Origin of the sequence: Streptomyces sp. NPDC047841 (assembly GCF_040704085.1) — a bacterium.
Lineage (GTDB): Bacteria > Actinomycetota > Actinomycetes > Streptomycetales > Streptomycetaceae > Streptomyces > Streptomyces argyrophylli.
The window spans coordinates 1-12,458 of the sequence record NZ_JBEYRP010000011.1 but is presented as its reverse complement, the minus strand read 5'-3'; the positions used below and the strand labels follow the sequence as shown (position 1 = coordinate 12,458).

The window sequence follows — 12,458 nt, the reverse complement described above, 5'->3', positions numbered from 1 at the left end:
GTGATGGACACGTCCCGCCCCGGCTCCCTGCTGGAGCTGTTCCGCGCCGGCCGTCTGGCCACCGACTACCCACGGGTGCGTTCCCTGCTCGCCGAGGCCACCGGCGCCGAACTCCAGCGGGCCGGCCGGCTCCTGTGCCGTCTCGACCCGGACGAGGTGCTGCGGCACCACGCGGACACTCCCCAGGTGCGGACAGCGGTGACCGGACACGGGAACCTGGCCCTGCTGACCCCGGCGCTCACCGCCGAACTCGCCCGGCACGGGCTGCTGCTGCGGCCGACCCTCACCGACTTCGACAGCTACGTGCCGGAACTCTCCGATCCGGCCGGCGAACTGTACTCGGCGGGCCCCGACCTGGTCCTGCTGGTCCTCGACCCGATGGTGGTCCTCGACGATCTGCGCGCGCCCTGGACCCTCGACGAGGTACGCGCGGCCGTGGAGCACCGGATCTCGCTGATCGAGGCCCTGGTGGAACGCTTCGTCGCACACAGCGACGCCACCCTGGTCGTCAACACCCTGCCTCTCCCACGGACGCTGACGGCGCAGCTGATCGACTACCGCTCGCGCGCCCGGCTCGGCACGCTGTGGCGGGAGGCCAACTCACGGCTGCTGGGGCTCGGCGACAGCCGGCCCCAGGTCGTGGCACTCGACCTCGACCCGCTGCTGGCCGACGGCGTGCCCGCCACGGACCCCCGGCTCAGCGCGTACACCGGTGCCCACCTGTCGGAGCCGCTGCTCGCCGCCTACGCCAGGGAGATCGGCCATCTCGCCCGGCACCTGACCGGACGGACCAAGAAGTGCCTGGCGGTCGACCTGGACCAGACCCTCTGGGGAGGAGTGCTGAGCGAGGACGGCCGCGAGGGCATCGAGGTGGGCGAGGGCCTGCGCGGCAGGGCGTTCACCGCCTTCCAGCGCGTCCTCGCCCAGCTCGCCTCGCAGGGCGTCCTGCTGTCGGCCGTCAGCAAGAACGACCCGGCACCGGTGCGCGAGGTGCTGCGCGACCACCCCGGCATGACCCTGCGCGAGGACGACTTCGTGCAGATCAAGGCCGACTGGTCGGCCAAGCCCGGGCACCTGCGGGAGATCGCGGACACGATCGGGATCGGTCTCGACAGCTTCGTCTTCGTCGACGACAGCCCGCACGAGTGCGGCCTCGTCCGCGCCCACTGCCCGCAGGCCGACGTCGTCGCCCTCGACGAGGAGCCCGCGCTGCACGTGGAGAAGCTGCTGGCCGACGGCTGGTTCACCGTGCGGACGGTCACCGCGGAGGACACCGAACGCACCGCCCTGTACCGGGCGGAGGCCGCACGGGGTGAGCTGCGCACGGCGCACGCCGATCCCGACGACTATCTGCGGGACCTGCGGATCACCGTCACCATCGGCCCCGTGCGGCCGGACGAGATCGCCCGGGTGTCCCAGCTCACCCTGCGCACCAACCAGTTCAACCTCACCACCGAGCGGCTCCAGCCGGCGGCGGTCCAGCAGCGTGCCGAGGACCCGGACGCGAGCGTGCTGGCGGTCCACGTCAGCGACCGCTTCGGCAGCAGCGGCCTGACCGGCGCGGTGTTCCTGCGGCGCACGGGCGACGTGCTGACGGTCGACAACTTCCTCCTCAGCTGCCGGGTGCTGGCCCGCGGCGTGGAACAGGCCTGCCTGGCGGCCGTGCTGCACCACGCCAAGGCACAGGGCGCCGACGCGGTGGAGGCCGCGTACCGCCCGACCGCCAAGAACGCCAAGGTGCGGCACCTGTACCCGTCCGCCGGCTTCGAGGAGACCGGTGGCGACACCACGTCGACGACCTTCCGTCACCGACTGGGCCAGCTGCCGGACGTGCCCGGCCACATCCGTCTGATCGATCGCTCCCGGGGGGCCCGCAAGTGAACAGCCTGGACGAATTCGCCGAGTTGATCAGTGATCACATCGGGATACCGGTCACCGGTGAGGATCTGCGCCGCAACGTGGACGAGGTCCCCGGCTGGGACTCGCTCCACGTGATGTGGCTGCTGACCGTGCTGGAGCGGGAGACCGGGCGACGCCTGTCCCTGCCCGACGTGATCGAAGCCCCCACACTCGCCCACGTCTACGAACTGGCGGTGGCCCCGTGACGGTCCGGCCCCTGGCGCGGCAGCGCCGCCACACCTTCTACTTCCTCCAGACGATCCGCGGCTTCTCCCCGGTCTTCCTGGACACGGACGTCGACATGACCCGGGTCCAGCAGGTCCGCGAGGCCGCCCGGGACAGCGGCCGGCGGTACTCCGCGGTGGCGTGCGTCATCCTGGCCGCCGCACGGGCACTCGCCGCCCATCCGCAGGCCAACGCCGCGATCCTCGGGACCCTGCGCCCCCGGATCGTCACCTACGACCACGTCGATGTGAAGGTCGCCCTGGACAAGAGGCTGGACGGCGAACGGGTCGTCCTGTCGGCCCTGCTCAAGGGCGCGCAGGCGGCCGGCCTGGACGAGATCCAGAGGCAACTGGAGCACTACCGCGAGGGCGACGCGGACGACATGCCCGAGTTCGCCCCCGTCCGCCGGCTCCAGCGGCTGCCCGTAGCCGTGGGGTCCCGTGCCTTCCGGCGGGTCGTGCGCCCGCTTCCCGCCCGGCACCAGGTCATGGGCACGCTCGCCGTGTCCTCGCTCGGCCACCGGCCGGTCGACGGGTTCCACTCCGTCGGCGGCACCACCATCACCCTCGGCCTCGGGCAGATCGCCGAGCGCCCGGTCGTCCGCGACGGCCAGGTGGTCCCCGCCCCCGTCATGCGGCTCAACCTCGCCTTCGACCACCGTGTGGTGGACGGCGCAGAGGCCGCCGACCTGCTCGCGGACATCAAGACCAGAATCGAGGAGTTCCACCACCCCCTGACGCCGGGCACCGACGGCCGTGCCGCGGCCCTGGAGGACGCCGTATGAACGACGTGGCGGAACTGAAGCTCTTCGGGCTGGCCCACGCACGCGCCCAGAACCTCACCCAGGCCGCCTACCAGGAGGTCTGCGACCGGATCCACTCCGACGACGGGGACCGGCCGGGCTCCTGGACGGGGGAGTGGAGCCGAGCCGCGGCCCGGCTGGAGGCCGAGGGCCGGCTGCTGGAGGCCTGCGCCCACTACAACCTGGCGCGATTCCCCGCCGTGGACGGCCCGGCCAGGGAACGGGCGCAGAAGAAGTGCGTCGAGGTCTGCGCCGCCTGGGCGGCGGACCACGCGGTGACCCGCCTCGACCTCCCCGTCCTCGGCGAGACCGTGCCCTGCTGGGCGAGCGGCCTGTCCGCCACGGAGCGGCGCCCGCTGCTGCTGGTGATGGGCGGCATCATCAGCATCAAGGAGCAGTGGATGACCCTGCTCGCGCAGGCGTCACGGCTGGGCATGGCCGTGCTGGTGGCCGAGCTGCCGGGCGTCGGCGAGAACCCGTTGCCGTACTCCGCCGACAGCTGGCGGATGCTCTCCCACCTCCTCGACGCCGTAAGCGACCGGGCCGACGTCGAGCACACCTACGGGCTGACCCTGAGCTTCAGCGGACACGCCGCCCTGCGCTGCGCGGCGCACGACCGGCGCATCAGGGGTGTCATCACCATCGCCGCCCCGGTCGCCGCCTTCTTCACCGACCCGGACTGGCGCCGCGGCCTGCCCCGGATCACCGTCGACACGCTGGCCCGGCTGACCCGCACGACCCCGGACGACATCACCGGCGACATGAGCCCCTGGGCGCTCACCGACACGGAACTCGCCGCCGTCGGCATCCCGGTGCACTACCTGGCCACCCACGAGGACGCGATCATCCCGGGTGACGACGTCCGCCGGCTCACGAGCAGGGTCCCCGGCACCCGGGTCCTGGAGTACCGCGACGAACACGCGGGACCGGGCAACGCCCTGGAAACCCGGCTGTGGATCTTCCTGTCCCTGCTGCGCATGCGCCGCGTCGGCGGCCCGCGCACGGCCCTGCTCGCCGCCGCGGCCGGTCTGCTCGCCCTGCGGCGACGGCTCACCGGCGCCCTGACCGGGGCGCGCCGGCCCAGGCCGGCTGCCTGACGCCCCGTCAGGCCCCCTGCCCGACGCTTCGTCCCGTCACTTCCGGAAAGGAACGTTCCGTTGAGCGAGACCCCCATCAAGACCCCCGTCGAGATCGACACCACGCGTCCGGGCCTGGCCCGCATGTACGACTACCTCCTCGGTGGCACCGAGAACCACCCGGCCGACCGTGCGCTGGTCGACGAGATCGCCGCGACCGATCCCGGTGTCTTCGCCGCGGCCCGCGCCAACCGCGACTTCCTGATCCGCGCGGTCCGCTTCCTGACCGAAGACGTGGGCATCCGGCAGTTCCTCGACATCGGGTCCGGCCTGCCCACCCAGGACAACGTGCACGCCGTCGCGCAGGCCATCGCTCCCGAGGCACGCGTCGTGTACGTCGACAACGACCCGACCATCACCGTGCACGCGGAGTCCCTCGTGCGCGCCGAGAAGAACATCGAGGTGGTCCTCGGTGACCTCGGCCGCCCCGAGGACATCCTGAACGCCCCCGGGGTGCGCCGGCTGCTCGACTTCGACGAGCCGGTGGCCCTGCTGCTCGTCGCCGTCCTGCACTTCGTGCCCGACGCCGAGGACCCCTGGGCCGCCGTGCGCCTGCTGCTCGACGCCCTTCCCCCGGGCAGCTACCTGGTGCTCTCCCACGTCTCCCTGGCCGAGCTGGACGAGCTCGCGGCCACCACCGACCGGGCCTTCGAGAAGCGCAGCATCGAGCTCAACGCCAACCGGACCAAGGCACAGATCGCGCGCTTCTTCGAGGGCCTCGAACTCCTGGAGCCCGGTCTGGTGGAGACCACCGAGTGGCGGGCGGAGCAGACGGCCCCCCGCAAGGTGAGCGACATGGTCATCTACGCGGGACTCGCCCGCAAGAACTGAGCCACCGCCCACAGCGACGCACACCAGCCACGGTGCAACCAAGGAGTCAGCAGGTGTTTGCAGAAACCCCGGACGTGAACGCGAACGAGTCCGCGGTGCGGCGCCAGGACGCCGTAGCGGTCATCGGCATGGCATGCCGGCTGCCGCAGGCGGACGGCCCGCAGGCCTTCTGGAAGCTCCTGCGCGAGGGCCGGGACACGGTCGTCCCCGCCCCCGAGCACCGCTGGGGCCCGGCCGGTGCCGACCCGGGCCCGCGCTGGTACGGCGCGTTCCTCGACCACGTCGACGAGTTCGACGCGGCGTTCTTCGGGATCTCCCCACGCGAGGCCGTCGAGATGGACCCGCAGCAGCGGGTGGTCCTCGAACTGGGCTGGGAGGTCCTGGAGAACGCCGGCATCGTCCCCGAGCGCGTCCGCGACTCCCGCACCGGTGTCTTCATCGGCGCCATCTGGGACGACTACGCCGGCCTCCTCGCGCGGCGCGGCCCGGACGGCAGCACCGGCCACACCGTCACCGGCACCCACCGCAGCATCATCGCCAACCGCCTCTCCTACGTCCTGGGACTGCACGGCCCGAGCCTCGCCGTGGACGCCGGCCAGTCCTCGTCGCTCGTCGCGGTCCACCTCGCCTGCGAGAGCCTGCGCGCGGGTGAGTCGGAGATGGCCATCGCCGGCGGAGTCAACCTCGACCTGCTCGCCGAGACCACCGCGGTGTCCGCCAAGTTCGGCGCCCTGTCCCCGACCGGCCGCTGCCGCACCTTCGACGCCGCCGCGGACGGCTACGTACGCGGCGAGGGCGCCGGTGTGGTCCTGCTCAAGCCGCTGGAGCAGGCGGTACGCGACGGCGACCCCGTCCACTGCGTGATCCTGGGCAGCGCCGTCACCAACGACGGACGCACCGACGGCCTGACCGTACCCGGCTCCGCGTACCAGGCCGAGGCCATCCGGCGGGCCCAGCTGGCGGCCGGGGTCACACCCGGCGAGGTGCAGTACGTCGAGCTGCACGGCACCGGCACCCGGGTCGGCGACCCCGTCGAGGCCACCGCCCTCGGCACGGTGTTCGCGCCGGGCCGTCCCGCGGACGCTCCGCTGCGGGTCGGCTCCGTCAAGACCAACATCGGCCACCTGGAGGCGGCCGCGGGCGTCGCCGGGCTGATCAAGACCGTGCTCAGCATCGCCCACGGCGAACTCCCGGCCAGCCTGCACTTCGAGACGCCCCACCCCGACATCCCCCTGGACGAGCTCCGGCTGCGGATGCAGACCCGCCACGAGAGCTGGCCCCGTCCGCAGGACCGCCTGGTGGCCGGCGTGAGCTCCTTCGGCATGGGCGGCACCAACTGCCACCTCGTCCTCGCCCAGCACCGGCACGAGCCGGCCGACGAGGGCGCGCACCCCGCGCCGCGGCACACCGGCACCACGCCCGCCGCACCGCGGCCGGTCGTCCCCTGGCTGCTCTCCGGCACGGACCCCGCCGCCCTCCGGGCACAGGCGCGGCGCCTGCACGAGCACCTCACGTCCGCAGCCGGCGCCGGGACGGCCGACATCGGACTCTCGCTGGCCACCACGCGCACCGCCTTCCCGCACCGCGCCGCCCTCGTCGGACGCGACCGTGACACCCTGCTCGGGTCCCTGTCCGCGCTCGCCGAGGGACAGCCGGCCTCCGCCACGCTGACCGGCACCGCCGGACCCACCGGTCCGCTCGCGGTCGTCTTCTCCGGGCAGGGCGCCCAACGCCCCGGAATGGGACGGGAACTCTACGCGGCCTTCGAGACCTTCCGGCACTCGGTCGACGAACTCTGCGCGGAGTTCGACGGCCTGCTGGAGCGTCCGCTGCGCACCGTGATGTTCGCCGACGCCGGTACGCCCGAGGCCCACTGGCTCGACCAGACCGCCTACACACAGCCCGCCCTGTTCACCTTCGAGGTGTCGCTGCACCGTCTGCTCGCATCCTTCGGCGTCCGCCCCGACTACCTCATCGGACACTCGATCGGTGAGCTGGCGGCCGCGCACGTCGCCGGCGTCCTCTCCCGGGGCGACGCCTGCCGGCTGGTGGCGAGCCGGGGCGCCCTCATGCAGTCGCTGCCCGCGGGCGGTGCGATGGCCGCCGTCGAGGCGACCGAGGCCGAAGTGGCACAGGCGCTGGCCGAGGAGCGCGGCGACGCCGAGATCGCGGCGCTCAACGGGCTCGACTCCACCGTCGTGTCCGGACCCGAAGAGGCCGTCCTCGCCGTCATGGAGCTGTTCGCCGCACGGGGCCGCCGAACCCGCCGGCTGCACGTCAGCCACGCCTTCCACTCCCGGCTGATGGAACCCGCGCTGGGGCCCCTGCGCTCGGCGGCGTCCGACGTGGAGTTCGCCGCTCCCGCCGTACCCGTGATCTCCAACGTGACCGGCCGCCTGGCGACGGCCGAGGAACTCGCCTCCCCCGACTACTGGGCCGCGCACACCCGGAAGACCGTCCGCTTCAGCGACGGCGTCCGCACCCTTCACGGGCTGGGCGTCACCCGCTACCTGGAGATCGGTCCCGACTCCGTCCTCGTGCACATGATCCGCCAGAGCCTGCCGGCCGACGCTCCGCGCCCGCTGCTGGCAGCCGCGCAGCGACGCGACCGGCCCGAGGAGGAGACCCTCGTCCGCGCCCTGGCCCACCTGCACACCACCGGCACCGAGGTGGACTGGGCCGCCTTCTTCGCCCACAGCGCCGCACGCCTCGTACCGCTGCCGACGTACGCCTTCCAGCGCCGCCGCTTCTGGCCCGGCGTCGCCGCCCCGGCCGGCGCACCGAGCCTCCCGCAGGCCGCGCCGCCCGCGCCGCCGTCCGCCCCGCACCACGCGGCGCCCGCCCCCGCCGCGGCCGACCGCTCCGCCGGCACCCTCGCCCTGGTCCGCGCGGAGGTCGCCGCCGTCCTCGGCCACACCTCCGCGCACGACGTCGACCCCACCGGGGTCTTCCGGGACCTCGGCCTCGACTCGCTGATGTCGGTCGACCTGTGCGAGCGGCTCTCCCTCGCCACCGGCCTCGACCTGCCCACGACCCTGCTCTACGACCACCCGAGCCCGCTCGCCCTGAGCCGGCACTTGCACGAACGGCTGTACGGCGGCACCGGCCCGGACACCGACGCCCCGGCCCGTGCCGCGGCCGCCGACGAGCCCATCGCCGTCGTCGCCATGGCCTGCCGCTACCCCGGCGGGGTCACCTCACCCGAGGACCTGTGGCGACTGGTCGCCTCCGGGACCGACGCGATCAGCGGCTTCCCCGCGAACCGCGGCTGGAACCTCGACGGCCTCTTCGACGCCGACCCGGACCGGGCCGGGCACTCCTACGTCGACGTCGGCGGCTTCCTGCACGACGCCGACCTCTTCGACCCGGGATTCTTCGGCATCAGCCCGCGCGAGGCGGCCGCCATGGACCCGCAGCAGCGGCTGCTCCTGGAGACCTCCTGGGAGGCACTGGAGCGGGCCGGGATCGACCCGGCCACGCTGCGCGGCAGCCAGACCGGCGTGTTCGTCGGCGCCGTCGCACCCGAGTACGGTCCCCGGCTGTACCAGGGGGCCCAGGGCTTCGACGGCTACCTGCTGACCGGCAGCACCTCCAGCGTGGCCTCCGGCCGCGTGGCCTACACACTCGGCCTTCAGGGCCCGGCGATCACCGTCGACACGGCGTGCTCCTCGTCACTGGTGGCCCTGCACATGGCCGCCCGGTCCCTGCTGGCCGGAGAGTGCGACATGGCCCTCGCCGGCGGCGCGACCGTCATGAGCTCGCCCGGCATGTTCGTCGAGTTCAGCCGTCAGCGCGGGCTGGCTCCCGACGGCCGGTGCAAGCCGTTCGCGCAGGCCGCCGACGGCACCAGCTGGGCCGAGGGCGTCGGCATGATCCTGCTGATGCGGCAGTCCGAGGCCGAGCGGCGCGGCCACCCCGTGCTCGCCTTGATCCGCGGCTCCGCGATCAACCAGGACGGCGCCAGCAACGGCCTGTCCGCACCCAGCGGCCCGGCCCAGGAGCGGGTCATCCGACAGGCACTGGCCGCCGCCGGACTCACCACCGCCGACGTGGACGCCGTGGAGGCGCACGGCACGGGCACCACCCTCGGCGACCCCATCGAGGCCCGCGCCCTGCTCGCCACCTACGGACGGCACCGCGACCCCGGCACGCCGCTGTGGCTGGGCTCGCTGAAGTCCAACATCGGCCACGCCCAGGCCGCCGCGGGCGTCGGCGGCGTCATCAAGATGGTGATGGCGCTCCGGAACGGGACGCTGCCCCGGACCCTGCACGTCGACAGCCCCACCGCGCACGTGGACTGGGACAGCGGCGCCGTCGCCCTGCTGCGCGACGCGATGCCGTGGGAGCGGGGCGAACGCCCGCGCCGGGCCGCCGTCTCCTCGTTCGGCATCTCCGGCACCAACGCCCACCTGGTCCTGGAGGAGCACCCCGAGCCCGCGACACCCCGCGCCACGCCCCCCACCCCCCTCGGTACCCCCGTGCCCTGGCTGCTGAGCGCCCGCGACGAGACGGCGCTGCGCGAGCAGGCGGGCCGGCTGGCCGAACTGCTCGCCGCCGGCACCACCACCGACCCGGTCGGCGTCGCCCGCACCCTGGCCGGCGGCCGCACCCGGTTCGAGCACCGCGCGATCGTCACCGCCACCGGCCACGACACCACGCTGCGCGCCCTGCGCGCCCTCGCGAACGGTGAATCCGACGACCTTCTGGTACGCGGCACCGCCGCCCGGGATGTGCGTCCGGTGTTCGTGTTCCCGGGGCAGGGGTCGCAGTGGGTGGGGATGGCGGTGGAGTTGCTGGGTGCTTCGCCGGTGTTCGCGGAGCGGATGGTGGAGTGCGGGCGGGCTCTGGCGCCTCATGTGGAGTGGTCGTTGCTGGATGTGGTGCGGGGTGTGGAGGGTGCTCCGTCGTTGGAGCGTGTCGATGTGGTGCAGCCGGTGTTGTTCGCGGTGATGGTGTCGCTGGCGTGGGTGTGGCGGTCGTACGGTGTGGAGCCGGCGGCGGTGGTGGGGCATTCGCAGGGTGAGATCGCGGCGGCGTGTGTGGCGGGGGCGTTGTCCCTGGAGGACGCGGCGCGTGTGGTGGCGTTGCGCAGTCGTGCGTTGCTGCGGCTGGCCGGTACCGGCGGCATGGTCTCCGTGTCCCTCGCGGCCGACGAGGTCGAGCGCCGGATCGCCGAATGGGACGGCCGCGTCTGTGTGGCGGCGGCCAACGGCCCGCACTCCACGGTGGTCTCGGGCGACGCCGACGCCCTCGGGGAACTCCTCCTGCGCTTCGAGGAGTCGGACGTACGGGCCCGCCGCATCCCGGTCGACTACGCCTCGCACTCCCCGCACGTCGAGGCGCTTCAGGAGCCCCTCGCCGAGCTCCTGGCACCCGTTACGCCCAACCAGCGATCGACCGTGCCGTTCCACTCCACGCTCACGGGCGAACTCATCGAGGACACCGGCCTGCTCGACGGCGGCTACTGGTACCGCAACCTGCGCAACCCCGTACGGTTCGAGCAGGTCGTCCGTGCCCTGGCCGAGCAGGGACACACCCTGTTCATCGAGGCCAGCCCGCACCCCGTGCTCACCGTCGGCATCGAGGAGACACTCGACGGCATCGGCGTGCCCGGCGTCGCCGTCGGCTCGCTGCGCCGCCAGGACGGCGGACCGGCCCGGCTGCTGAACTCCCTGGCCGTGGCCGTCGCCCACGGGGCACACCTGGACCTGTCCGGACTCGTCCCGGCGGCCGACACCCCGGCGCCGCTTCCCACCTACCCCTTCCAGCGCGAGAGCTACTGGCTCACCGACGCCACGAGCGGCGGCGACATCACCGGACTGGGCCTCCAGGGCGACGACCACCCGCTGCTCGGGGCCACCCTCGCCCTCGCCGACGGCGACCAGGTGGTCTTCACCGGCCGGCTCTCGCTGCGCACCCACCCCTGGCTGGCGGACCACAAGGTCGGCGACACCGTCCTGCTGCCCGGCACGGCCTTCGTCGAACTCGCCCTGCACGCCGGACACCGCACCGGCCACGAGCACTTGGAGGACCTGACCCTCGAAGCGCCGCTCGTCCTGCCGGAGACCGGCGGCGTACAGCTCCAGCTGTCGCTCACCGCACCGGACGACGCGGGACGCCGCGCCGTCACCGTCTCCTCGCGCCCCGACGACGCCGACGAGACGCCCGGACCGTGGACCCGGCACGCCACCGGCACCCTCCTCCACCACGCCCAGGCGCCCGCACCGCTGCCGCGCCAGTGGCCGCCCGCCGCGGCGACCGCCCTCGACGTCGACGACCTGTACCAGCGCCTGGCGGAGCAGGGCTACCGCTACGGACCGCTGTTCCAGGGCGTCGTACGGGCCTGGGACCACGGTGACGAGACGTACGTCGAGATCGCGCTCCCCGAGGAGCAGCGCACCACGGCGGACCAATACGGAGTGCACCCCGCGCTGCTCGACGCGGCCCTGCACCTGCTCGTCCTGGACCCCGCCGCCGCGGTCAGCGGTGCGGCGCCCCGGCTGCCCTTCTCCTGGGCGGGCGTGTCCCTGCACGCCGTCGGCGCCACCGACCTGCGGGTCCGGCTCACCAGGACCGGGGACGGCACGGCGGCCCTCGACGTCGCCGACGCCGCCGGCGCCCCGGTCGTCTCCGTCGCGGAGCTGACGCTGCGCGAGATGAAGACACCGGCCGGCCGGGCCGCCCACCCCACGCACAACGCGGTGTTCGGCGTCGACTGGGTGCCGCTGCCCACCGGCACCGCGCCCGCACCGGCGGCGGGCCGGTGGGCCGTCGTCGGCACCGACCCCATGGACGGCGCCCCCGCCGGCACCGTCCACTACGCCGGCCTCGACGATCTCGTCGCCGCGGTCGGCACCGACGGGCAGCGCCCGGAGGTCGTCCTCGCACCGATCGGCCGCACGATCGGGGACGAGCCCCGTGACGGCGCGGACACCCTGGCCCTTTCCACCACCGAGGCCGCCCTGTCTTTGGTGCGGGGGTGGTTGGCGGATGAGCGGTGGGTGTCGTCGCGGTTGGTGGTGGTGACGCGGGGTGCGGTGGGGCCTGGTGGTGTGTCGGGTGTGGGTGGTTTGGCGGGTGCGGGGGTGTGGGGGCTGTTGCGGAGTGTGCAGTCGGAGCATCCGGGGCGGTTCGTGTTGGTGGATGTGGACGGTGACGTGGGTGTGTTGCCGGGTGTGTTGCCGGATGTGGTGGCGTCGGGTGAGGCGCAGCTGGCGGTGCGTGGTGGTGAGGTGTTCGTTCCTCGGTTGGCTCGTGTCGCGGTGGAGGGTTCGGGGGAATCGGCGGGGTCGGTGTGGGGTGCGGGTGTGGTGTTGGTGACGGGTGCGGGTGGTGCGTTGGGTGGGTTGGTGGTGCGGCGTTTGGCGGTGGTGCATGGGGTGCGTCGGTTCTTGTTGGTGAGCCGGCGTGGTGGGGCGGATGAGCGGTTGGTGTCGGTGGCGTGTGAGTTGCGGGCGTTGGGTGCTGTGGTGGATGTGGCGGCGTGTGATGTCGCTGATCTGGGGGCGTTGGCTGGTGTGGTGGAGGGGGTGGAGTTGTCGGGGGTGGTGCATGCGGCTGGGGTG

The 12,458-nt window shown here is 73.5% G+C and carries 6 protein-coding genes; all 6 read left to right on the top strand.

The genetic code is table 11. The annotated features are described in order from the left end of the window. The first annotated feature begins 3 nt into the window (after positions 1–3). Positions 4–1,881, top strand: coding sequence for an HAD-IIIC family phosphatase (locus tag AB0947_RS19185; protein ID WP_366751513.1), 1,878 nt, complete (start codon positions 4–6; stop codon positions 1,879–1,881). Beyond that, positions 1,878–2,105, top strand: coding sequence for an acyl carrier protein (locus tag AB0947_RS19180; RefSeq protein WP_366751512.1), 228 nt, complete (start codon positions 1,878–1,880; stop codon positions 2,103–2,105). Before AB0947_RS19185 ends, AB0947_RS19180 begins: the two co-directional genes overlap by 4 nt. Next, entirely contained in the window at positions 2,102–2,908 is an 807-nt protein-coding gene (locus AB0947_RS19175; protein ID WP_366751511.1) for a 2-oxo acid dehydrogenase subunit E2, read from the top strand. The genes AB0947_RS19180 and AB0947_RS19175 overlap by 4 nt, the downstream gene beginning before the upstream one ends. Next, the gene (locus tag AB0947_RS19170; protein ID WP_366751510.1) at positions 2,905–4,023 is read left to right on the top strand and encodes an alpha/beta hydrolase; all 1,119 of its coding nucleotides are present in this window, start codon (positions 2,905–2,907) and stop codon (positions 4,021–4,023) included. Before AB0947_RS19175 ends, AB0947_RS19170 begins: the two co-directional genes overlap by 4 nt. A gap of 60 nt (positions 4,024–4,083) precedes the next feature. Then, positions 4,084–4,893 carry an SAM-dependent methyltransferase gene (locus AB0947_RS19165; protein WP_366751509.1) on the top strand — a complete coding sequence of 270 codons (810 nt, stop codon included), beginning with the start codon at positions 4,084–4,086 and terminating at the stop codon, positions 4,891–4,893. Between the two features lie 53 nt (positions 4,894–4,946). Beyond that, a partial coding sequence (locus tag AB0947_RS19160; RefSeq protein WP_366751508.1) for a beta-ketoacyl synthase N-terminal-like domain-containing protein occupies positions 4,947–12,458 on the top strand: 7,512 nt, incomplete at its 3' end.

Bases quoted from the DNA above. Each gene is read 5' to 3' on its own strand.
- AB0947_RS19185 (WP_366751513.1), top strand. From the start codon at position 4: ATGGACACGTCCCGCCCCGGCTCCCTGCTGGAGCTGTTCCGCGCCGGC.
- AB0947_RS19170 (WP_366751510.1), top strand. From the start codon at position 2,905: ATGAACGACGTGGCGGAACTGAAGCTCTTCGGGCTGGCCCACGCACGC.